The organism is Pseudomonas sp. TE3911 (genome assembly GCF_054062775.1).
The window spans coordinates 1,742,106-1,764,488 of the sequence record NZ_JBSSFP010000001.1 but is presented as its reverse complement, the minus strand read 5'-3'; the positions used below and the strand labels follow the sequence as shown (position 1 = coordinate 1,764,488).

The 22,383-nt window shown below is 60.3% G+C and carries 16 protein-coding genes and 4 pseudogenes; 14 read left to right on the top strand and 6 right to left on the bottom strand.

What is annotated here, in order from left to right; translation table 11 throughout:
* The first annotated feature begins 144 nt into the window (after positions 1–144).
* Positions 145–474, top strand: a complete 330-nt coding sequence (locus tag ACVWXD_RS08160) for a DUF6388 family protein (protein ID WP_032886512.1) — start codon at positions 145–147, stop codon at positions 472–474.
* A gap of 8 nt (positions 475–482) precedes the next feature.
* On the opposite strand, the gene ACVWXD_RS08155 is transcribed toward ACVWXD_RS08160, so the two are convergent.
* From ACVWXD_RS08155 to ACVWXD_RS08145, 3 genes and pseudogenes are all read right to left on the bottom strand, one after another.
* On the bottom strand, positions 483–1,325 hold the full coding sequence (locus ACVWXD_RS08155; RefSeq protein WP_457370846.1) for a serine/threonine-protein kinase: 843 nt from the start codon (positions 1,323–1,325) through the stop codon (positions 483–485).
* Positions 1,322–2,044 (bottom strand): PP2C family protein-serine/threonine phosphatase, encoded by a 723-nt coding sequence (locus ACVWXD_RS08150; protein WP_457370845.1) that lies wholly within the window; start codon positions 2,042–2,044, stop codon positions 1,322–1,324. Before ACVWXD_RS08150 ends, ACVWXD_RS08155 begins: the two co-directional genes overlap by 4 nt.
* Positions 2,041–2,748 (bottom strand): annotated as a pseudogene (locus tag ACVWXD_RS08145) (type VI secretion IcmF C-terminal domain-containing protein); the annotation flags it as partial. The gene ACVWXD_RS08150 and the pseudogene ACVWXD_RS08145, both read right to left, overlap by 4 nt.
* Here ACVWXD_RS08145 and tssF point away from each other — a divergent pair.
* Positions 2,746–3,516 (top strand): annotated as a pseudogene (gene tssF, locus ACVWXD_RS08140) (type VI secretion system baseplate subunit TssF); the annotation flags it as partial. The pseudogenes ACVWXD_RS08145 and tssF sit on opposite strands and share 3 nt — an antisense overlap.
* A 10-nt stretch (positions 3,517–3,526) precedes the next feature.
* On the opposite strand, the pseudogene tssG reads toward tssF, so the two are convergent.
* Both tssG and ACVWXD_RS08130 read right to left on the bottom strand, forming a co-directional pair.
* Positions 3,527–4,222, bottom strand: a pseudogene (gene tssG / locus ACVWXD_RS08135) (type VI secretion system baseplate subunit TssG); the annotation flags it as partial.
* Positions 4,182–4,541 (bottom strand): annotated as a pseudogene (locus tag ACVWXD_RS08130) (type VI secretion system ImpA family N-terminal domain-containing protein); the annotation flags it as partial. The pseudogenes tssG and ACVWXD_RS08130, both read right to left, overlap by 41 nt.
* A 476-nt stretch (positions 4,542–5,017) precedes the next feature.
* Between ACVWXD_RS08130 and ACVWXD_RS08125 the strand changes: the two are divergent.
* Positions 5,018–5,533, top strand: coding sequence for an Hcp family type VI secretion system effector (locus ACVWXD_RS08125; RefSeq protein ID WP_032886529.1), 516 nt, complete (start codon positions 5,018–5,020; stop codon positions 5,531–5,533).
* A gap of 53 nt (positions 5,534–5,586) precedes the next feature.
* On the opposite strand, the gene ACVWXD_RS08120 is transcribed toward ACVWXD_RS08125, so the two are convergent.
* Positions 5,587–6,408, bottom strand: coding sequence for an aldo/keto reductase (locus tag ACVWXD_RS08120; RefSeq protein WP_032886530.1), 822 nt, complete (start codon positions 6,406–6,408; stop codon positions 5,587–5,589).
* A 106-nt stretch (positions 6,409–6,514) separates the two neighbouring features.
* Between ACVWXD_RS08120 and ACVWXD_RS08115 the strand changes: the two genes are divergently transcribed.
* The 11 genes from ACVWXD_RS08115 (at position 6,515) to ACVWXD_RS08065 (ending at position 22,340) form a co-directional block, all read left to right on the top strand.
* Positions 6,515–7,009 (top strand): DUF1543 domain-containing protein, encoded by a 495-nt coding sequence (locus ACVWXD_RS08115; protein WP_457370844.1) that lies wholly within the window; start codon positions 6,515–6,517, stop codon positions 7,007–7,009.
* Positions 7,010–7,098: 89 nt separating this feature from the next.
* Positions 7,099–7,380 (top strand): peptidylprolyl isomerase, encoded by a 282-nt coding sequence (locus tag ACVWXD_RS08110; protein ID WP_005788801.1) that lies wholly within the window; start codon positions 7,099–7,101, stop codon positions 7,378–7,380.
* A 130-nt stretch (positions 7,381–7,510) separates the two neighbouring features.
* Positions 7,511–9,370, top strand: coding sequence for an extracellular solute-binding protein (locus tag ACVWXD_RS08105; protein ID WP_032886532.1), 1,860 nt, complete (start codon positions 7,511–7,513; stop codon positions 9,368–9,370).
* The gene (locus tag ACVWXD_RS08100; protein ID WP_457370843.1) at positions 9,370–10,431 is read left to right on the top strand and encodes a microcin C ABC transporter permease YejB; all 1,062 of its coding nucleotides are present in this window, start codon (positions 9,370–9,372) and stop codon (positions 10,429–10,431) included. Before ACVWXD_RS08105 ends, ACVWXD_RS08100 begins: the two co-directional genes overlap by 1 nt.
* Positions 10,431–11,453 (top strand): ABC transporter permease, encoded by a 1,023-nt coding sequence (locus ACVWXD_RS08095; protein ID WP_034104518.1) that lies wholly within the window; start codon positions 10,431–10,433, stop codon positions 11,451–11,453. Before ACVWXD_RS08100 ends, ACVWXD_RS08095 begins: the two co-directional genes overlap by 1 nt.
* Positions 11,454–11,463: 10 nt before the next feature.
* On the top strand, positions 11,464–13,038 hold the full coding sequence (locus ACVWXD_RS08090) for an ABC transporter ATP-binding protein (RefSeq protein WP_457370842.1): 1,575 nt from the start codon (positions 11,464–11,466) through the stop codon (positions 13,036–13,038).
* Positions 13,035–14,426, top strand: a complete 1,392-nt coding sequence (locus tag ACVWXD_RS08085; RefSeq protein WP_181640563.1) for a sigma-54 interaction domain-containing protein — start codon at positions 13,035–13,037, stop codon at positions 14,424–14,426. Before ACVWXD_RS08090 ends, ACVWXD_RS08085 begins: the two co-directional genes overlap by 4 nt.
* A gap of 293 nt (positions 14,427–14,719) precedes the next feature.
* Positions 14,720–16,111, top strand: coding sequence for a GntP family permease (locus ACVWXD_RS08080; protein WP_457370841.1), 1,392 nt, complete (start codon positions 14,720–14,722; stop codon positions 16,109–16,111).
* A 7-nt stretch (positions 16,112–16,118) separates the two neighbouring features.
* Positions 16,119–16,892, top strand: a complete 774-nt coding sequence (gene hbdH / locus ACVWXD_RS08075) for a 3-hydroxybutyrate dehydrogenase (RefSeq protein ID WP_122756553.1) — start codon at positions 16,119–16,121, stop codon at positions 16,890–16,892.
* Positions 16,893–17,751: 859 nt separating this feature from the next.
* Positions 17,752–19,704, top strand: coding sequence for an acetoacetate--CoA ligase (locus tag ACVWXD_RS08070; RefSeq protein ID WP_457370840.1), 1,953 nt, complete (start codon positions 17,752–17,754; stop codon positions 19,702–19,704).
* Between the two features lie 140 nt (positions 19,705–19,844).
* Entirely contained in the window at positions 19,845–22,340 is a 2,496-nt protein-coding gene (locus ACVWXD_RS08065; protein WP_032886541.1) for a PAS domain-containing protein, read from the top strand.
* Positions 22,341–22,383 lie beyond the last annotated feature (43 nt).

Here is a 22,383-nt window from a genome sequence, read left to right as displayed (position 1 = left end):
GCCGGTTTTTTTTCAATTGTTGAATGTTGTGACCTGGGCCAATCCTGGAATCTGCTTCAATACGTGTTGTCTGCGCTTAATGCGCATATGGCTCGTCTCGGGCCAAAAACTGAAGCCTGATTCCATCTGATTTGGAGCACACCCTTGTCACCACCTGGCGATAACCACCAGCTCGCGCTGGACCGATTCTTGAACGAACACCCCGATGTGGCCGCAGAACTGAACACGCTGAACCCGCTGGCCGCCCAGGCCAAGGGCGAAACCCTGGCACAGTACCGCGCCGAACGGCTGCATGAAGCGTTTGAGGCAGAAGCCGAACGCCAGGGTCTCTTTGCATGGGAATTGACGCTCAAACTGACCACCGACTCCTCCGAGGACTTCGAGGCCCTGCGCCTGGAAGTGCACAAGGAAGTGGCGCAGATGGCCGGACTGAGTTGGGTCGAATACTGCCAACTGCACGATTTGAACGGCTGATACGCCCACTAAAACAACCAGTGGCGTCGCCGTCCATTTATCGCTTCGCACAATTCTTCGGCCGAAAGGGTGCGTCGTTCAGGGTCCACCTCCAACGCAGAACGCAACGCGGACCAGCACTGGCGGGGCAGTTGTCGTGGCCTCGGCAATGGCTTATTCAACTGCCCCTTGCCGGGGCGGTTTCCCTGGGCGAGTTCATAGATCACACAGGCCGCGCCATACAGATCGGCCCTGGGAGACAGGCGCCCGCCCGCCAGCAATTCCGGTGCCGCATACGCCGGCGTCCAGGCGTTTAAGCGGCTGCGACTCAAGCCAGGCAAACCTGCAGCCTGCTGTGCCTCGCCATGCCCCAAACCAAAATCAAACAACTGCACACCCTGCTCGCCCACCATGATATTGGCGGGCTTCACATCGCCATGCAGAACGCCCTGCTGGTGGGCATACGCCAGCGCATCCAAGAGTTGCATTGCGATGGGTTTCAGCTCCCTCCAAGGCAATCCATCAGGGCACTCCTTGAGCAGCCGGTCCAGGGTCATACCGGTGAGCAACTCCATGGTGAAGAATGCAACCTGGCGCGGGGTGTCAACCTCGAAGGAAAACGTTCTGACCACATGATCGTGGCGCAGGCGTCGGGTCAGGGCGAACTCGCTGTACAGCAATACATGGCCGTCGGGGGATTCGGCGAGCGTATCGCCCAGCAGCTTCAGCGCCACCCATGCGTTGGGCTCGCCGAACGCCTCGTGCAGCAGATCACGAGCGCGGTAAACCACGCCCATCCCGCCTGTGCCCAATTCGCGTTCGAGGTGATAGCGTCCTGCAAGCAGGTTCGGCGGGCCGGGGACTGCACTCATGGCTGAACCACCACGGCCGTCAGGTCATCCCGCGCGGCCCCTCGCATCACGTTGGTAAATAAGCGATCCACCACCTGCAAGGGCGTCCCCACACTCAGGGCACTGCCCAGTTCGCCGTGGCTGAGTCCCTGATACAAACCATCGCTGCACAACAAAAATACATCCCCCGGCTGGATACTGAGTTCCAGCACTGCCAGGCTCAGTGGCTGTCGGCCGCCAATGGCACGGGTCAACGCCTTGGCATCCGGATGGGCCTGGGCCTGCTCCAGGCTCAACTGCTGCTTGTCCATCAAGTGCTGCCACAGCGAGTGGTCCCGCGACAGTTGGTACAACCGCTGTCCCCGCCACAGATAGCAACGGCTATCCCCGACCCAAATGCACGCGGCGCGATTGCCCTCGCGCAGTAGCACCACCACGGTGCTGCCCATGATGCCCTCGGCGGCTTGCTTTATTGCTTGCCCCATTTCACTGTCGAGCGATCGCAAACACCGCCGCACGGCCTCGACCCGTTCGTCAAAGCTGCCCTGATCAGGTAACGAAGCCAGGCTGCTGATTACCCAGCGGCTGGCCACATCCCCAGCCTGATGGCCACCCATACCGTCGGCTACTGCCCAACACCCCCGCTGGGGGCAGTCGAGAAACGCGTCCTCGTTGCGCAAACGCGCCTTGCCCCGGACCGTTCGCCCAGCACTGTATCCCGCGGTATGTGCCTGGTTCACAGTTGCTCCGGCAAGCGGAATGTGCGCCAGTTCGCCATTTGGAACGGACCGAGACTGCGCTGACTGCTGAGCAGGAAGTTGGCGCGCATGCCATCGAGTTCGGCCTTGATCAGCTGTGCGCCCTGACCAATCGCTGGCTCACTTTGCATCAGCTCGAAAAATCGAAACAACGACCAGGGGCCCGCGTTTTTTTCAATCCCCAACGGGCGCTGCACAGCCCTCTCCAGTACCAGGCTGCTACGGCCATTATCCGTCTCGCCCGGCCACTGGAACGCCATAGGCACAATCGGACCATGACGGTATTCAAGGTGTTGATCCCCAATGCTCAAGACGGCACGGCTGACTGCCTGATCAAGGCTATAGGGAGCCAGCGTGAACCGCACCGCCCAGTCCCCCTGATCTTCGGTGAAGAAGCCCTGGCGGATCATCTGGGCTCTGGTCAGTTGGTCCAACAGTGAGCGCGACAGCCCCAGGCTACGGCCATCGAGTCCCCGTAGGCGATAGCGACTGCCCTCGGCACTGACAAAGGAGCGCAGGTAGCTTTCATAAAAGCTCGCCATGGCGCCCTGGGGTTTGAAAAACGCCTGGAAATCGCCTAGGGCGACATCACTGGTGGCAGTGGCATCGAACGGATACCGATGCTGGATCGCCTTGGTGTAAAAGCCATAGACCTCACTTTGGTAGCGCTGATTGATATACACATAGGGGAGGCTGGCCAGGATCCGGATGTGGAGCGATTGCTGGAAGGTTTTGCCTTTCTCACCGGTCGCTTGCGCCAGAAATTGGATGACGAGTTGCCAGAGCTGACGCACTCGTTGATGCATTTGCTGTGGCCCAACTATATGCGGCCGATACCTGCGTTCAGCATTTTGCAGTTTGACCCGCTGAAGCATACGGGCGTCGGGGTGATGGTCGCACGGAATACGCCAGTCGAAAGCGGTGCGGTGAATGGCGAACGCTGTCGCTTTCGGACCTGTTACGACACCCGCATCCTGCCGTTGCAACTGAGCGCATTGGAGTATTGCGTCCAAGGCGAACAGGCGTTGATGAGCCTGCGCCTCGACATGAGTGCCGGAGGCAATTTCAGCGAATGTGAGTTCGACCAATTACGTCTGCATCTGGCGGGAGATCGCTACATCAGCCAAGGGTTATATCTGAGCCTATTGCGCGAGCTTGAAGGTATCGAGTTACGACCACTGGACTGCGATGGACGAGCTGTGAGCGCGGCTGATGGCAAGCCCCTGTTGATGCGACTCGACGCTGAGCAGGTAAAACCGGTGGGGTTCGCCGAGGAGCATGCGCTGATGCCCTATCCGCACACTACGTTTAGTGGGTATCGCCATTTGCAGGAGTATTTCTCCTTTCCTGAAAAGTATCTGTTCGTCGATGTAAATGGGCTGGATGTGCTGCAGCGGTTGCCCCAGGACCAACTCAAGCAAATCTGCAGCATTCAAGTGTGCTTCACGTTGCGCGTGGGCTGCCACCCAACTGGTTCAACTGCGCGGGAGTAATGACCACCGAGCGTTCGACCCACTGCTCAATAAACACGCGGTCGTGCTTGAAGTAGTAACGCAGCACTGTCTCGATTACCGCCGCCGAATGCGCCCGCAGACTAAGCAGACCCAGGTAGGGCAACAGCCGCTTGCAGTCCAACTGCGCTGCAGTGCGCAGCTGCCGGCCCTTCAACCCAATCAACGCAAACATCTGCTCGGAAAACGCGTCACGGGCCTGCGCCTGGAAGCTCACCTGGTAACGGTATTTGCGCCAGATAGGCAGCATCAGCCGTTGCAGCCGATGGTGAAACAGGTCCAGAAAATCGCGAGTGGCGTGTCCACTCGCCTCATCGGCAAACGCCTGCTCGCCGTAAAACGCCGGCAAGGGCGACCCAGCGCCACACAGCCCCAGAACGTTGAGGCGAAGACGCGCACGCAATTGACCGTGTTCAACAAAAAACTCCACCCGGTCGATGTCGTGACCGGGAAAACCAAGACCTGGGTTGGCCTGAAACTCCAACCTGTCATAGAGCGCGTCGTCATCCAGCAACGGATGGGCGTCGCGCAGGCGCTTGATCACCTGCAAAATCGCCTGGAACAGCGAATATTCGCGGATCGCACTGCACAGTTCCTTCAAAGCAGGGGCTGCGGGTGCGCAGCTTTTGTGGGTGCACCGTGGACCAATGATGCTCACAGAGATGACGCAGCAACCCGAGCCCTGCCAGCAGACCGGCAAAGGATTCGCGCTGGTACAGCGCCCACGTCAGCCAGACAGCCACGCGCAGATCTTTGGACTGCTCACGCAGCAGGCATTCGCTGATGTTCAGAGTCTTTTGCCAGTCCGGCTGGCCAGCGCCATGAATGGACTGCATCTTTCCCAGTTCAGACTCCAGGGCTTCATACTCACTCGAATACCGTATATCACCGCCAGCAAAACTTGTTTGCGAACAGGGTAGTTTGGCAAGTTCAAGATAATGAACGCAGAGTTTATCCGAGTATCCCATTTAGGACCGCACGCAATTAATCAAGGTACGAACAACAAACTAAGCAAACTTAAAATTCGCACCAGAATGTCATCTTGGCTTCGCTCGACTCGCCACGAAGTTCGCAAACCTTAGCCATGCCAATAACATTCAGCAAGCAATAACCACATACTTAAGACTTGTCCTACGGGCGACGTAAACTGAGGCATATGCTGGATATTGCGCAATAAAACCAGCCTTTCGAATCGAATATCAGTGAAAATCAATTGCCAGGCGCCCTATCGGCATGAGCAATTAAATGCGCACTTATGCGCAGTTAATACCCGACAAACCACCTCCAAACCCTCAATAACTTTCTACATGCCGCGCAGACACTCAACGGACACCAAGTACTTATTGGTTCCCACACTTTCAGGCACGTTTCTTGTTATAGGCATTTCCCCAACCGGCGCAGTCGCCGGTGTGAACGACCTTTCAATCAGGCAAGGAAACCCGTCATGCCAACACCCGCGTATCTCTCTATCACCGGCGTCAAACAGGGTTTGATTACGGCAGGCACATTTACTCAGGACTCTGTAGGCAACACTTATCAGCAGGGCCATGCAGACCAGATCCTGGTCCAGGCCTTTTCCCACCAAGTAGTCGTTCCGCGGGACCCACAGTCCGGTCAACCAACCGGCCAGAGGGTTCACAAACCGCTGATGATCAGTAAGGTCTTCGATAAGTCATCACCACTCCTGTTCAGCGCCTTGACCAGCGGTGAGCAGGTCACGTGCCGCCTGGAATGGATGCGCAGCACATCTGCCGGAGCACAGGAGCACTACTTCACCATCGAACTGGAAGGGGCAACCATCGTGGACATCCAATCACGCATGCCCAACTGCCAGGACCCGAGCAATGCCCACTTCACACACTTGGAGGACGTGTACTTCACCTATCGCAAGATCGTATGGACCCACGAAGTGTCCGGCACGTCCGGGTCGGATGACTGGCGCAGCCCGGTAGCCGGTTAACCCGGCCCCACGCAGGAACGGGCGCCAGGGACGGCGCCGTTTCTGCCAGCGGGTTAGACCATCGCCAGCGGATGCTTGCGCTTGGGCGCACCGAAGACGCGGTCGATGGCGTCTAGGTCATGCTCATCGAGCACCAGTTTGGCGGCGGCTGCGTTCAGTCGCACGTGCTCCGGCGACACAGCCTTGGGAATGGCGATCACGCCCTCTTGGCGCAACACCCAGGCCAGAGCGACCTGCGCCGGTGTGACCTCATGACGATGGGCGATCTGCTTGAGCGTCGCGCTGGACAGTAACTCACCGCCTTGCGCGATCGGGCAGTACGCCATCAAGGGCAAGTGATGTTGCTGCCACCAGGGCAGCAGATCGAACTCGATGCCGCGCTCTTCGATGTTGTAGAGCACCTGATTGGTTGCACAGGCTGGGGAGGCAAGCTCCTGCAGGTCTGCCACGTCGAAGTTGGAGACACCCCAACGACCGATCTTGCCGGCTTCGCGCAGACGCTCGAAGGCTTCCACGGTTTCTTCAAGCGGGTATTGGCCACGCCAGTGCAGCAAGTACAGGTCGATGTAGTCAGTGCCCAGCCGCTGGAGGCTGGCTTCGCAGGCCCGCGGCACACCCTTGTGGCTGGCATTGTGCGGGTAGACTTTGCTCACGAGGAACACCTGGTCACGTTTGCCGCGAATAGCTTCGCCAACCACCGTTTCGGCGCCGCCCTCGCCATACATTTCGGCGGTATCGATCAGGGTCATGCCCTCGTCGATCCCCAGTTGCAACGCGGCGACTTCGGCGCGGTGCTGGTCCGGGTTTTCGCCCATGCGCCAGGTTCCCTGGCCGATGACAGGGACGGGAACGCCGGCCAGATCAATAGTACGCATGACAACCTCCTGATGAGTTCGCGGATTAACAGTGTGGCATTGGTCGGACAAAAGGGTTCAATCGAAGTATGGTTGCCCTTTGCCAAGTCGCGAGGAAAGACCCGCAATGCTGTTTATCGTGATGCTCGGGGGCAAGCACCCCAGGGCGAAAATCGAAGTTCACGATGTGGTGTTCGCCGCTGCGGATACGCTGGAAGCCACTTACCCGCAATTGCGCGACGGTTGGTTTGGCAGCCCCAAGGGCGTGCATATCGATTCCTGGATGGCCGTGGATGGCGTCGACGGCTGGAAGGTCGAACTCAGCCACCTGGCGCCCCAGGCCGGCGCCCATCACTTGTACTTCGTCAACCTTGGCGGGTACGAAGCGAACACCTTTGGCGAGGCCCATCATTACCTGCTGGTGGTCGCGCGCAACAAACAGGAAGCCACCCGCATGGGCAAGCAACAGATGCTGGGGCATTGGTCCCAGGGTCACACCGACGGCGTGCTGGATATCGATGACTGCCTGCCCATCGACCTGGTCGACGGGCGCTACCTGCACCTCGTCCAGGCACCACACCGGGCAATCCTGCAGCGCAACGACTATATCGTGCTGCCCTGAGACCGGCCGATCAAATACCGGGAACTTTGCCAGGAAATAACCGCCTGAATCCGGTACGCTCACCCTTTTTACTCAAGGAGTTACTCCCCATGGCCAAAGCCACCGCCCGTCACATCCTCGTTTCCACTGAAGACAAGTGCAACGAACTCAAGGCCCAAATCGAAGGCGGCGCCGATTTCGCAGAAATCGCCAAAGCCAACTCCAGCTGCCCATCCAGCCGTCAAGGCGGCGACCTGGGTTCGTTCGGTCCAGGCCAAATGGTTAAAGAATTCGACACCGTAGTTTTCAGCGCCCCGGTCAACACCGTGCAAGGCCCGGTGAAAACCCAGTTCGGCTACCACCTGCTGGAAGTCACCAGCCGCCAGGACTGATCCAGTCCACGCTGATGCTACAAACAACGGCCCGCCTTTTGGTGGGCCGTTGTGCATGTGATGACTGGCGACGCTGATGCCGTTAGCGTACAAATCCCTATTCCTGTTCTTCCGGCGTTCAAGACTGATAATGCGATTGGCCTTTTCGACTCTATTTCGCTCTACCCTCGCCCTGCTGCTGGCCAGCACCGCCGTGATCGCGGCCCCCCAACCGTCACTGACGGTGTACGGCGAACCGGCCAAGTACCCCGCCGGTTTTACCCATTTCGACTACGCCAACCCCAACGCGCCCAAGGGCGGCAGCCTGCGGCGCTCGGCCATCGAAATCGGACGCTTCGATCATGTGCTGCCCTATATCGACAAAGGCATCGGCGTGTCACAGGTTGACGGCTGGCTCTACGCGCCCCTCGCCCTGCGCTCCCTGGACGAACCCTATACGGTCTACGGCCTGGTCGCCGAAAAAATGGAGCGCGCCGAGGACGGCCTGTCCCTGCGTTTCTACCTGAACCCCAAGGCGCGCTTTGCCGACGGCAAACCCATCACCGCCGAAGACGTACGCTACAGCTTTGATTTATTAATGACCCAAGGCAGCCTGCGTTTTCGCACACTGTTCGCCGACGTCAAGCACGTCGAAGTGGAAGGTGAGCGCCAGGTGCGCTTCGACTTTTCCAGCAACGAAAACCGCACCCTCCCCCTGGATATCGCCACCCTGCCGGTGTTCCCGGAGCACTGGTGGAAGACCCGCGACTTCGCCAATGGCGGCGGCTACGAAGCCCCACTGGGCAGCGGCCCGTACAAGGTCAGTAAGGTCGACTCCGGCAACACCATCACCTTTACGCGCGACCCTGACTGGTGGGGCAAAGACTTGCCCGTCAGCCGTGGCCTGTACAACTTCGATCACCTGAGCCTGGAGTTTTTCGGTGATACCGAAGTAGCCCGCCAGGTGCTGCGAGGCGGCGCCTACGATTTCAATCGTGAATTTTCCGCCACCGGCTACTCCATCGGCTACAACGGCCCTGCCCTGGACGATGGCCGCCTGCAACGCGCTCACCTGGCCAAGGAAATGCCGCAACCGGCCCAAGGCTATGTCTTCAACGTGCAGAAGCCGGTATTCAAAGACCGCCGCGTGCGCCAGGCCTTGGCAATGCTGTGGGATTTCGAATGGGCCAACCGGCAGATGATGCGAAATATGTACATTCGTCAGCAGAGTTTCTTCTCTAATAGCCCGCTGGCGGCTACCCAACTGCCCACCCAGGAAGAGCTGGCGATTCTTGAACCGTTGCGTGGGCAGATCCCTGACGAGGTGTTTACCCAGGTGTTCAAGGCACCGGTCACCGACGGCAGCGGCATGATCCGTGACAAACAGCTCCAAGCACTGGCCCTGCTGGAAGAGGCCGGTTGGAAACCCAACGGCGACAAGCTGGTAAACGCCGAAGGCGAACCGCTTGAGTTCACCTTCCTCAATGCGCAGGCCGGTCTGGAGCGACTGTTACTACCGTACAAACGCAACCTGGCGCAGATCGGCATCACCCTTAATATCCGTCGCATCGACTCCTCTCAGTACGTCAACCGTTTGATGACACGGGACTACGACATGATCGTCACCGGGTTTCCTGTCACCACCTCGCCGGGCATGGAGCTGTACAACTACTTTGGTTCCAGCGCCGCTTTTGATTCGGGCGCAAACAACTACATGGTGCTCAAGGACCCGGCGGTTGACGCCTTGATCAAAGGTCTGGTCAAAGCCGACACACAGGCGCAGATGCTCACCTACGCCCATGCTCTGGACCGGGTGCTGCAATGGAATTACCTATGGATCCCCAATTACTACCCGCCCGGTACGTCCGCCGCCTGGTGGAACCGTTTCGGCCGCCCGGCCATCGAGGCCAAGAATGACGAGGCCCTGGAAACCTGGTGGGAAGTCAGCCCCACACCTCTGACCACTGAGCAGATGAATGCCGAACTGAAAAAACGCGGAGGAGCGCGCTGATGTTTGCCTATATCGTGCGGCGCCTGCTGCTGATCATCCCAACCCTGGTGATCATCCTGCTGGTGAATTTCGTGATCGTGCAGGCCGCCCCCGGTGGCCCGGTGGAACAGGCCATCGCCCACTTGCAGGGGATTGGCGGCGGCGGTGTCGGCGGCTCATCCGGCGAAGGCATCAGCAGCGGCTCGCGGTCCAGTCGGGGCCTGGACCCGAAGCTGATCAAGGACATTGAAAAACAGTACGGCTTCGACAAGTCCGCACCGGAACGCCTTTGGCTGATGCTCAAGAGCTATGCCCAGTTGGATTTCGGCAACAGCTTCTTTCGCGGCTCGACGGTGATCGACCTGATCCTGGAAAAGATGCCCGTCACCATTTCCCTCGGGCTGTGGGCCACGCTGATCACTTACCTGGTGTCGATCCCGCTGGGGATACGTAAGGCGGTGCGCCACGGCAGCAGCTTTGATGTGTGGAGCAGCACTGCCATCGTGATCGGCTATGCGATGCCAGCGTTCCTGTTCGCGATGTTCCTGATCGTGGTGTTCGCCGGCGGCACCTCCCTGAACTGGTTCCCGGTGCGCGGACTGGTGTCGGAGAACTTCGAAGAACTGAGCACCGTGGGCAAGATCGCCGACTACTTCTGGCACCTGGTGTTGCCGGTGACGTCTTTGGTAATCGGCGGATTCGCCACCCTGACCATTCTCACCAAAAACTCGTTCCTCAATGAAATCACCCGCCAATACGTGGTGACCGCGCGGGCCAAAGGCTTGAGCGAACGACGTGTGCTGTACGGCCATGTGTTCCGCAACGCCATGCTGCTGGTGATCTCGGGGATTCCCCAGGCATTTATCAGCGTGTTTTTTGCAGGATCCTTGCTGATCGAGGTGATTTTCTCCCTGGATGGCCTCGGTCGCATGAGCTACGACGCGGCGGTTTCGCGGGATTACCCGGTGGTGTTCGGTTCGCTGTTTATCTTCACCCTGTTTGGCCTGCTGATAAAACTCATCGGTGACCTCTGCTACACCCTGGTGGACCCGCGTATCGACTTCGCCGCGAGGAACGCCTGATGCTTAACTTGTCTCCCGTGGCACGCCGACGCTTCGAGCGTTTCAAGAAAAATCGCCGTGGCTGGTGGTCGCTGTGGCTGTTTATCGGCCTCTTTATCCTGACCCTCGGCGGCGAACTGATCGCCAACGACAAACCCCTGGTGCTGAGTTTCAAGAACGAACTGTATTTCCCGGTGTTCAAGCGTTACACCGAGCAGCAGTTCGGCGGCCAGCTGCCGTTCCAGGCCGACTACCGCAGCGACTATGTGCAAAAGCTGATCAAACAGGACGGCGGCTGGATGTTGTTCCCGCCGATCCCTTTCAGCGATGACACCCCCAACTACGAACTGACCCGCCCTGCCCCCAGCCCGCCCTCGGCGGTGAACTGGCTGGGCACCGATGACCAGTCCCGCGACGTGCTGGCGAGGGTCATTTTCGGCGCGCGGGTGTCGATCCTGTTCGCCCTGGCGCTGACGGCCATCAGCGCAGCCATTGGCATCGCCGCCGGCGCGTTGCAGGGTTACTACGGCGGCTGGGTCGACCTGATCGGCCAGCGGGTACTTGAGGTCTGGTCCGGTCTGCCGGTGCTGTACCTGCTGATCATTCTGTCGGGCTTTGTCGAGCCCAATTTCTGGTGGTTGCTGGGGATCATGGCGCTGTTTTCCTGGCTGGCCCTGGTGGACGTGGTGCGCGCCGAGTTCCTGCGCGGGCGCAACCTGGAATACGTCAAGGCTGCACGGGCGCTGGGCCTGGGCGATGGCAAGATCATCCGCCGACATATCCTGCCGAATGCGATGACCGCCACCTTGAGCTACCTGCCGTTTATTTTGACCGGCGCGATTTCCACCTTGAGCGCTCTGGATTTCCTCGGCTTCGGCATGCCGGCGGGCAGCGCATCCCTGGGCGAACTGATCGCCCAGGGCAAGCAGAACCTGCAAGCGCCATGGCTGGGCCTGACGGCGTTTTTCACCTTGGCGCTGATTCTGTCGCTGCTGGTCTTTATTGGCGAGGCGTTGCGTGACGCCTTCGACCCACGTTCATGAGTGAGTCCCTATGAACCTGATCGAAATCCGCGACCTCAGTGTCGCCTTCAGCGGCCAGACCGTGGTGCGTAACCTGAGCCTGGACGTGCGCCCCGGCGAGTGTTTGGCACTGGTAGGCGAGTCGGGCTCGGGCAAGTCGGTGACGGCCCATTCGATCCTGCAATTGCTGCCCGAAGCCGGCACAGCTACCACGGGCTCGGTTAAATATCGCGGCCAGGAGTTGATCGGCGCGTCGACGGCGACCCTGCAGAAACTGCGCGGCAACCGTATCGCGATGATCTTCCAGGAGCCCATGACCTCCCTCAACCCGCTGCACAGCATCGAAAAGCAAATCGGCGAAACGTTGCTGCTGCACAAGGGCATGGGCGGCAAGGCGGCGCAGGCGCGCATCCTTGAACTGCTCGAACTGGTGGGCATCCAGAAACCCCAGGAGCGCCTCAAGGCTTATCCGCACCAACTGTCCGGCGGCCAACGCCAACGCGTGATGATCGCCATGGCCCTGGCCTGCGAGCCTGAGTTGCTGATTGCCGACGAACCCACCACCGCGCTGGACGTGACCGTGCAGCGCAAGATCTTGCTGCTGCTCAAGTCCTTGCAACAGCGCCTGGGTATGTCGCTGCTGTTGATCAGCCATGACCTCAACCTGGTGCGCAGCATCGCCCAGCGCGTGTGCGTGATGCGCGCCGGGGAGATTGTCGAGCAGGCTGACTGCGAGACCTTGTTCACGGCGCCGCAACACCCTTACAGCCGCCTGTTGCTGGACGCCGAGCCGTCCGGCGATGTGCTGTGCAGCGATCCGCGCGAGACCGTGTTGGAAGTGGATGACCTGACCGTAGAGTTCCCCCTCAGCGGTGGGCTGTTTCGGCGCAAAACCTACCTGCGCGCCGTGGATGGCATCAGCCTCAACGTGCAGCGCGGCAAGACCCTGGGGATTGTCGGCGAGTCAGGCTCGGGCAAATCCACCCTGGGCCAGGCGATCCTGCGCCTGCTGGATTCCACCGGCAGCATCCGCTTCCAAGGTGAATCCCTCGACCCGCTGAACCATCAGCAAATGCGCCCATGGCGCAAACAGATGCAGGTGGTTTTCCAGGACCCTTACGGCAGCCTCAGCCCGCGCATGTCGGTACAGCAAATCATCAGCGAAGGCTTGGAAGTCCACGCGCCGTGCAGCCTCGCCGACCGCGACGCGCAAGTGATCCAGGTGCTCAAGGACGTGGGCCTAGACCCCGCCAGCCGCCATCGCTACCCCCATGAATTCTCCGGCGGCCAGCGGCAACGCATCGCCATCGCCCGCGCCCTGGTGTTGAAACCCGCGCTGATGCTGCTGGACGAACCGACTTCGGCGCTTGACCGCACGGTGCAAAAACAGGTGGTTGCACTGCTGCGCGAGCTGCAGGAAAAGTACGGCCTGACCTACTTGTTCATCAGCCACGACCTGGCCGTGGTACGCGCCATGGCCCACGACATGATCGTGATCAAGGACGGCAAGGTGGTGGAGCGCGGCGCGAGCCATGATGTGTTCGAATCGCCACAACATCCCTACACCAAGGAGTTGCTGGCGGCGGCGTGCGGGCTGTCGACATGAGCACCAGCCTCAAGGACTACCAACAGGTTCGCGGCCTGGCGATCCAGTCGCTGTTCGAGATCATCGAGCAGTCCAGCGAAGGCACGGTGATTGTCGACCGCGACGCCAATATCGTGTGGATGAATGAGCGCTACGCCAAGCGCTTCGGCCTCAAAAGCGCTGACGAAGCCATCGGCCAGCCGTGCGAGCAGGTGATTTCCAATAGCCTGTTGCGCCAAGTGGTACGTAACGACCAGCCGATCCTGCTGGATATCCAGGACACACCCAAAGGCCCGTTGGTGGTGATGCGCCTGCCGATCCACAACGACGCTGGCGCGGTGATCGGCGCGATTGGTTTCGCGTTGTTCGATGAACTGCGCAACCTGTCGCCGTTGATCGAACGCTACCTGAGCATGCAGCAGGAGCTGGCCTCCACCCGCTCACTGCTGCGCTCACGCCAGAGCAAGTACAACTTCGCGCACTTTATCGGCACCAGCGCCGCCAGCCTTGAGGTCAAACGCCGTGCCCGGCGCAGCGCGAGTGCCGAGTCGCCGGTGTTGTTGCTCGGCGAAACCGGCACCGGCAAAGAGTTGCTGGCCCAGGCCATCCACGGTGCCTCGCCGCGGGCGCACAAGGCGTTTGTCAGCGTCAACAGCGCGGCGATTCCCCACGACCTGCTCGAAGCCGAATTCTTCGGCACCGCGCCAGGCGCCTTTACCGGCGCTGATCGCAAGGGCCGTCCAGGCAAATTCCAGATTGCCCAGGGCGGCACGCTGTTCCTCGATGAAATCGGGGATATGCCGCTGCCGCTGCAAAGCAAATTGCTGCGGGTGTTGCAGGAAAAGGAATTCGAACCGGTGGGTTCCAACGAGATGCTGCACAGCGATGTGCGGGTAATCGCGGCGACCTCCATGGACCTGGAAGCGGCGATCAAGCGTGGTGAGTTCCGCGCCGATTTGTATTACCGGCTGAATGTGTTGCCGATCCACGTGCCGCCACTGCGTGATCGGTTGGAGGACATTCCGGCATTGAGCGAGGCGATCCTCGAAGAACTGCGCAGCCAGCATGAGCTGGACCGCGAGGCTCTGGCGCTGTTGGCACAGCATGCGTGGCCGGGGAACATCCGTGAGCTGCGTAATGTGCTGGAGCGGGCGGCGTTGCTGAGTGATGACTTGGTGTTGAATGCCACGGACATTCGCGCGGCGATCGGCACGTTCAGCCCCGTGGAGCGCGGCGCGGTCGCAACGGTTGAGGGCGAGACATTCGCCGAGGCGCGGGAGCGGTTTGATCGACAGCTGATTGCGACGGCACTTAAGGCCTGTGACGGCAACGTGGTCGAGGCGGCCAGGCGATTGGGGCTGGGACGGTCGACGCTGTACAAGAAGATGGTGGCACTGGGCATCGCCTAATCTCCACAAAGAGACTAAGTTCTCCATATAAAGACAATCCATGTGGGAGGGGGCTTGCCCCCGATAGCATCAGGTCAGTCAACACATGTGCTGGCCGATGCACCGCTATCGGGGGCAAGCCCCCTCCCACATTTGATCTTCGCTTGTCTCGAAATTGAGACAAAACCCAAAAACACTCGAAAGAAATTAAAAAATATCCATATATTTCAATAACTTGAAAATATGGCACACATCTCGCTATAGCCCTCCCCACAGTTTCACCCACAAAAATAACAATCCGATGGAGACACACCATGAGTGTGATCATTGCCCTGGCCGCGCTCGCGCTGCTGATGCTGGCCGCCTACCGTGGCTATAGCGTTATCCTGTTTGCCCCCATCGCCGCCCTTGGCGCGGTACTGCTCACCGACCCGTCCGCTGTCGCCCCCGCCTTTACCGGGGTGTTCATGGAGAAAATGGTCGGCTTTATCAAACTGTACTTCCCGGTGTTCCTGCTCGGTGCGGTCTTCGGCAAGTTGATCGAGTTGTCGGGGTTCTCGCGCTCCATCGTGGCCGCTGCGATCCGCTTGCTTGGCACGCGTCAGGCGATGTTGGTGATCGTGCTGGTCTGCGCCCTGCTCACCTACGGCGGCGTATCGCTGTTTGTGGTGGTGTTCGCGGTGTACCCGTTCGCGGCGGAGATGTTCCGCCAGAGCAATATCCCCAAGCGCCTGATCCCGGCGACCATCGCCCTCGGCGCATTCTCGTTCACGATGGATGCCCTGCCCGGCACGCCGCAGATCCAGAACATCATCCCCAGCACCTTCTTCAACACCACCGCCTGGGCGGCGCCGTGGCTGGGGTTGATCGGCACGATCTTCGTGTTCTGCACCGGCATGCTGTACCTGGCGCGGCAACGCAACAAGGCCCAGCGCGCGGGTGAAGGCTATGGCACTGAGTTGCGCAACGAGCCTGAGACCGCCGAAAACCTCACTCTGCCCAACCCGTGGATCGCGCTGTCGCCGCTGATCCTGGTGGGCGTGATGAACCTGTTGTTCACCCACTGGATCCCGCAGTGGTACGGCAAGACCCACAGCCTCAGCCTGCCGGGCATGAGCGCGCCAGTGACCACTGAAATCGCCAAGCTCACCGCGATCTGGGCGGTGCAGGCGGCGTTGCTGGTCGGGATCTTGATGGTGCTGGCCTTCGGCTGGTCGGCGATCAAAAGCAAGCTCGCCGAAGGTAGCAAAAGTGCGGTCAGCGGCGCCTTGCTGGCAGCAATGAATACCGCGTCTGAATACGGTTTTGGTGCGGTGATTGCCTCGCTGCCAGGCTTTCTCGTGCTGGCGGACTGGCTCAAGGCCATCCCCAACCCGCTGGTCAACGAAGCAATTACCGTGACCCTGCTGGCCGGTATCACCGGTTCCGCGTCGGGCGGTATGAGTATCGCCCTGGCGGCCATGTCCGAGAGCTTTATTTCGGCGGCCCATGCGGCCAATATCCCCCTTGAAGTGCTGCACCGGGTCGCGGCCATGGCCAGCGGCGGCATGGACACCCTGCCCCACAACGGCGCGGTGATCACCCTGCTGGCGGTGACCGGCCTGACCCACCGCGAAGCCTACAAAGACATTTTCGGCATCACGATTATCAAGACCCTCGCGGTGTTCGTGGTGATCGGTACTTTCTACGCCACCGGCATTGTGTGAGGTTTTCATGACGACTTTGAATGGCAAGACCGCCCTGGTCACCGGCTCCACCAGTGGCATCGGCCTGGGCATTGCCTTGAGCCTGGCACAGGCAGGGGCCAACTTGATCCTCAACGGCTTCGGCGACGCCAGCGCGGTGATCGCGCAGGTGCAGGCGTTTGGTGGCAAGGTGGGGCATCACCCTGCGGACGTCAGCGACCCGGCGCAGATCGCCGATATGTTCGCCTACGCCGAGCGTGAGTTCGGTGGCGTGGACATCCTGGTCAACAACGCCGGCATTCAGCATGTGGCGGCGGTGGAAGAGTTCCCGGCCGAACGCTGGGACTCAATCATCGCGATCAACCTGTCCTCGGTGTTCCACAGCACGCGCCTGAGCCTGCCGGGCATGAAGACCAAGGGCTGGGGGCGTATCGTTAATATCGCCTCGGTTCACGGCCTGGTCGGTTCGGTGGGCAAGGCAGCCTATGTGGCGGCCAAGCATGGCGTGATCGGTTTGACCAAAGTGGTAGGCCTGGAGACGGCAACCAGCAATGTGACCTGTAATGCGATTTGCCCCGGCTGGGTGCTGACGCCGCTGGTGCAGAAGCAAATTGATGATCGCGTAACCAAAGGTGTGGACCCGCACCAGGCGCAGCATGATTTGCTGGCGGAGAAACAGCCGTCCCTGGAGTTTGTGACGCCGCCGCAGTTGGGTGAGTTGGTGTTGTTTTTGTGCAGCGAGGCCGGTGCGCAGGTACGTGGCGCGGCGTGGAACATTGATGGCGGCTGGCTGGCCCAATAAAACCAGACACTGGCGTTCTAAATTGTGGGAGGGGGCTTGCTCCCGATGGCGGCGGGTCAGTACCACACGGGCTAGCTGATACTCCGCTATCGGGAGCAAGCCCCCTCCCACAGTAGAATTCTATTGTTTTGAAGACCTGCATAAAAACAATGATGGCAGCTGGCTGGCCCAATAAAAACAGACACTGGCGTTCTAAATTGTGGGAGGGGGCTTGCTCCCGATGGCGGCGGGTCAGTACCACACGGGCTAGCTGATACTCCGCTATCGGGAGCAAGCCCCCTCCCACAGTAGAATTCTATTGTTTTGAAGACTTGCATAAAAACAATGATGGCGGCTGGCTGGCCCAATAAAACAGACACTGGCGTTCTAAATTGTGGGAGGGGGCTTGCTCCCGATGGCGGTGGGTCAGTACCGCACGGGCTAGCTGGTACTCCGCTATCGGGAGCAAGCCCCCTCCCACAGTAGAATTCTATTGTTTTGAAGACTTGCATAAAAACAATGATGGCGGCTGGCTGGCCCAATAAAACAGACACTGGCGTTCTAAATTATGGGCGGGGGCTTGCTCCCGATGGCGGTGGGTCAGTACCGCACGGGCTAGCTGGTACTCCGCTATCGGGAGCAAGCCCCCTCCCACAGTAGAATTCTATTGTTTTGAAGACTTGCATAAAAACAATGATGGCGGCTGGCTGGCCCAATAAAACAGACACTGGCGTTCTAAATTATGGGAGGGGGCTTGCTCCCGATGGCGGTGGGTCAGTACCGCGCGGGCTAGCTGGTACTCCGCTATCGGGAGCAAGCCCCCTCCCACAGTAGAATTCTATTGTTTTGAAGACTTGCATAAAAACAAGAGACCTTGCTGATGTCCGAGATCCTCTGGCAACCCTCACCGGAACGCATCCGCCACACGCGGATGGACCAGTTCCGCCGCTTCATCAACGACCGCCATGCCTTGCAACTGGGCGACTACCCCGCCCTCCACCAATGGAGCATCGACCAGCGGCCGGACTTCTGGCAGGCGATCGTCGTCTACTTCGACGTGCAGTTTCGCAGCCCGCCCGGCGCGGTACTGATCGAAGTCGCCGAGATGCCCAGCGCCCAGTGGTTCCCCGGCGCGACCCTGAATTTCGCCGAGCACCTGCTGCGTCGGCGTGACCACCACCCGGCCGTGGTCGCGATCAGCGAAGACGGCCAGCGCGAACAACTCACCTACGCCGAACTGGCCGCTCACGTCGCCGGCCTGCAAAACAGTCTGCGATCGGCTGGCGTCGGCATCGGTGACCGGGTGGCGGCGTGCATGCCCAACACCTGGCAAACCCTGGTGGGCATGCTCGCCACCACCAGCCTGGGCGCAATCTGGTCGTGCTCCTCGCCGGACTTCGGCACCCAAGGCGTGATCGACCGGTTCGGCCAGATCGAGCCCAAGGTGCTTATTACCTGCGCCGGTTATCGGTACGCCGGAAAACCCATCGACCAGAGCGCCAAACTCAATGAAATCCTCGAACGGCTGCCGTCCCTGGAGCAGTTGATTGTGGTGCCGTACGCGCGGCCCGAGGCGCAGGTCGAGGACTACCGCACCCAGGCGAAGGTTGTGCTGTGGCAGGACTTTTACCAACCCGGCGGCGAGCCTGAGTTTGTCGCGGTGCCCTTCGATCATCCGCTGTACATCCTCTATTCCAGCGGCACCACCGGCGTGCCCAAGTGCATCATCCACAGCACCGGCGGCGTATTGCTTACACACCTCAAGGAACACGGCCTGCATGCCGATCTGTCCCGCGAGGACTGCCTGTTCTACTACACCACCTGCGGCTGGATGATGTGGAACTGGCTGGTCTCGGTACTGGCCATCGGCGCCACGGCTGTACTGTATGACGGCTCGCCCTTTCATCCTGGACCTGAGCGCCTGATCGACTTGATTGATGCCGAAAAGATCAGCGTGTTCGGCACCAGCCCAAAATTCCTCGCCACCCTGGAAAAGGCCGGGCTGCAACCGCGCCTGAGCCACGACCTGGGCAGCCTCAAGGGGCTGATCTCGACCGGGTCGCCGCTGTCACCCCAGAGCTACGACTATGTGTACCGCGAGATCAAGGGCGAGCTGTGTTTATCGTCCATGTCCGGCGGCACCGATATCGTGTCCTGCTTTGTTATCGGCAACCCGGTGTTGCCGGTGCGCCGAGGCGAAATGCAGTGCAAGAGCCTGGCGATGGCCATTGAAGTGTGGGACGACCACGGCCAGCCGTTGGTCGGTGAAAAAGGCGAGCTGGTGTGTACCCGGCACTTCCCGGCCATGCCCATCGGCTTGTGGAATGACCCCGACCAGAAGAAGCTGCGCGCCTCGTATTTCAGTCAGTTCCCCGGCGTGTGGGCCCAGGGCGACTACGCTGAGCAACGCCCTAATGGCAGCCTGCTGATTCACGGACGCTCCGACGCGGTGCTCAACCCCGGCGGCGTGCGCATCGGCACGGCGGAGATCTATCGCCAAGTGGAGAAAGTCCCACAGGTACTGGAAAGCCTGGCCATCGGCCAACGCTGGCAAGACGACGTGCGCGTGGTGCTGTTTGTGCGCCTCGATGAGGGCATCGAGTTGGATGAGGCGTTGCAACAGCAGATCCGCCAAGTGATCCGCGCCAACACCACACCGCGCCATGTGCCGGCCAAAATCCTGGCTGTCAGCGATATCCCTCGTACCATCAGCGGCAAGATTGTCGAATTGGCGGTGCGCAATGTGGTGCATGGCGAGCCGGTCAAGAACACCGACGCCCTGGCCAACCCGCAGGCATTGGAACAGTTCCGCGACCGCCCGGAACTGGCATAAAGATGAAAGGATTCAGCGCTGACGCACTCATTTGAAGACAAACGCCGAATGCATGCTATTTTTCGGGGGTAGTCACCCATTCTCGACTCACGGGATAATGGGTGTTGTCATTTTTCAAAGCGTTACGCTCAGGGCTTTTTATGAAAGGAACATCCACCGGTAGCGACGCCGCTGCATTAATTGCGCGGCTGGACTGGGCACGAAGCCCACTCGGTGAGGCCAATGATTGGCCGCAAAGCCTGCGCACAGCGGTCGATATTGTCGTCCATTCGCCGATGCCCATGCTCCTGCTGTGGGGCAGCCAACTCACCCAACTCTACAACGACGGTTTCGCCCTGCTGGCCGGAAACAAACACCCCGAAGCCATGGGCCAACCGGCGCACCAGACGTGGCCAGAGCTGGAAAGCTTTACCGGCCCGGTCTACGACGCCGTGCTCAGCGGCCAGGTGCGCACCTTCAGCGAGCAGCGCTTTGTCCTGCAACGCAATAATCGCGACACGGAAATCTGGCTCGACCTGACCTACAGCCCGATCCGCGATGAAAGCGCCAACGTGGCCGGCATCCTCGTCACTGCCATCGAAACCAACGAGCGCCGCAAGGCCCAGCACAACACCGAGCAACGCTTGCAGCTTGCACTGGCGGCGACCGACGCCGTGGGCACCTGGGATTGGGACATCGGCGAGGATCACTTTATTGCCGACGCCCACTTCGCCTACCTGCACGGTGTCGACCCCGACGACGCGAACCGGCTGCCCATCAGCGATTACCTCCAAGGTGTGCATCCCGAAGACCGGGCCACGGTGGCGCGCAGTATCAAGCACTGCATCACCCACGGCACCGAATACGCTGAGGAATACCGCCTGCAGCAAGCCGATGGCCAGGTCCGCTGGGTGTTTGCCCGAGGCCGTTGCTACAAGGATCACCACGGCCGCCCCGCACGTTTCCTCGGTGCCGCCCTGGACCTGACCGAGCGCAAGCACACCGAGCAGGCCCTGCGCCAAAGCCAGACCGAATTGCAGCTGATCATCAACGCCATGCCGGTGCTGATCGGCTACGTCGACCACGAGCAGCGCTTTCGCCTGAACAACAGCGCCTACCTTGATTGGTACGGCATGACGCCCCAGGAGCTGTACGGCAAGAGCATCCGCGAAGTATTGGGCGACGAAGTGTATGCCGGGCGCGAACACCAGATCGCTGCCGCACTCAAGGGCAAGGCGTGCAGCTTCATGACCATCACGCCCCACCGCGACGGGCGTCCCCGCCATGCGCTGATGAAGTACTTGCCGCGTTTCAGCAATGACGGCTCGGTCAATGGTTTCTACATCTTTGTGATTGACGAGACCGAACGCAAACTCACCGAAGAAGCCCTGCGCCACCTCAACGATAACCTCGAAGAACGCGTGGCCGAGCGCACCCAGGCCCTGGCCGAGGCCAACCAACGCCTGCAAAACGAGATGTTCGAGCGCGAGCGCGCCGAAGATGCATTGCGCCATGCGCAGAAAATGGAAGCGTTGGGCCAGCTCACCGGCGGCATCGCCCACGATTTCAACAACATGCTCACCGGCATTATCGGCAGCCTGGACCTGATGCAGCGCTATATCGTCGCTGGGCGCAGCGAGGAAATCGGGCGCTTTACCGATGCCGCCGTGTCGTCGGCTCACCGCGCTGCCGCCCTCACTCACCGTCTGTTAGCGTTTTCGCGGCGCCAGTCACTGGACCGTCGCCCCACCGACCCCAATCAGCTAGTAGCGTCCCTGGAGGACCTGTTCCAGCGCACCAAAGGCGCGCATATCACGCTCAAGGTGCAACTGGGTCAAGACATCTGGCCAGTCAACACCGACGCCAGCCAGCTGGAAAACGCCCTGCTCAACCTGGTGATCAACGCCCGCGACGCCATGCCCGACGGCGGCGAATTGTTGATTGAAACCGCCAACAGCTACCTGGACGGCACCGACATAACCACCCTCGAACCGGTCAAGGCCGGCGACTACGTGATGCTCGGTGTGTGCGACAACGGCACCGGCATGGCACCAAAAATCCTCGCCAAAGCATTCGATCCTTTCTTCACCACCAAACCCATCGGCCAGGGCACCGGCCTGGGCCTGTCGATGATTTACGGGTTTGCCCAGCAGTCCGGCGGCCACGTCACGATCCAGAGCGAACCTGGCCAGGGCACCTGCGTGCGCCTGTACCTGCCACGCCTGCATGGCACCGCACTGGAAAGCAACCTGCCCGCCAGCCTCGGCGAAGTGCCGGTGGCACTGGCCGGTGAAGCAGTCGTGGTGGTTGAGGACGACGCGGCGGTGCGCATGCTGGTGGTGAATGTGCTGGATGAATTGGGCTACACCGCGCATCAGGCAGCGGATTCACGCACCGCGTTGCCACTGCTGGAGTCGGATCTGCGCGTGGACCTGCTGGTGACCGACGTCGGCCTGCCGGGCATGAACGGCCGGCAACTGGCGGAGATTGCACGCCAGCATCGCCCAGGCTTGAAGGTGCTGTTCATGACCGGCTACGCCGAAAAAGCCGCCGAGCGCCAGGGCTTCCTGGAAGATGGGATGGACATGGTGGCCAAGCCGTTTTCCATCGACCTGCTGGCGACTAAAATCCGCAGCATGATCAACGTAGCCGAATGAGTTCAGGCATAATCGCGCGCCGTCGCACACCTGGTAGAGACCA

Excerpts from the sequence above, each read along its gene's own strand:
- ACVWXD_RS08155 (WP_457370846.1), bottom strand. The coding sequence starts at position 1,325 with ATGAGTGCAGTCCCCGGCCCGCCGAACCTGCTTGCAGGACGCTATCAC.
- ACVWXD_RS08125 (WP_032886529.1), top strand. The coding sequence starts at position 5,018 with ATGCCAACACCCGCGTATCTCTCTATCACCGGCGTCAAACAGGGTTTG.
- ACVWXD_RS08120 (WP_032886530.1), bottom strand. The coding sequence starts at position 6,408 with ATGCGTACTATTGATCTGGCCGGCGTTCCCGTCCCTGTCATCGGCCAG.
- ACVWXD_RS08115 (WP_457370844.1), top strand. The coding sequence starts at position 6,515 with ATGCTGTTTATCGTGATGCTCGGGGGCAAGCACCCCAGGGCGAAAATC.
- ACVWXD_RS08110 (WP_005788801.1), top strand. The coding sequence starts at position 7,099 with ATGGCCAAAGCCACCGCCCGTCACATCCTCGTTTCCACTGAAGACAAG.
- ACVWXD_RS08105 (WP_032886532.1), top strand. The coding sequence starts at position 7,511 with ATGCGATTGGCCTTTTCGACTCTATTTCGCTCTACCCTCGCCCTGCTG.
- ACVWXD_RS08100 (WP_457370843.1), top strand. The coding sequence starts at position 9,370 with ATGTTTGCCTATATCGTGCGGCGCCTGCTGCTGATCATCCCAACCCTG.
- ACVWXD_RS08095 (WP_034104518.1), top strand. The coding sequence starts at position 10,431 with ATGCTTAACTTGTCTCCCGTGGCACGCCGACGCTTCGAGCGTTTCAAG.
- ACVWXD_RS08090 (WP_457370842.1), top strand. The coding sequence starts at position 11,464 with ATGAACCTGATCGAAATCCGCGACCTCAGTGTCGCCTTCAGCGGCCAG.
- ACVWXD_RS08085 (WP_181640563.1), top strand. The coding sequence starts at position 13,035 with ATGAGCACCAGCCTCAAGGACTACCAACAGGTTCGCGGCCTGGCGATC.
- ACVWXD_RS08080 (WP_457370841.1), top strand. The coding sequence starts at position 14,720 with ATGAGTGTGATCATTGCCCTGGCCGCGCTCGCGCTGCTGATGCTGGCC.
- hbdH (WP_122756553.1), top strand. The coding sequence starts at position 16,119 with ATGACGACTTTGAATGGCAAGACCGCCCTGGTCACCGGCTCCACCAGT.
- ACVWXD_RS08070 (WP_457370840.1), top strand. The coding sequence starts at position 17,752 with ATGTCCGAGATCCTCTGGCAACCCTCACCGGAACGCATCCGCCACACG.
- ACVWXD_RS08065 (WP_032886541.1), top strand. The coding sequence starts at position 19,845 with ATGAAAGGAACATCCACCGGTAGCGACGCCGCTGCATTAATTGCGCGG.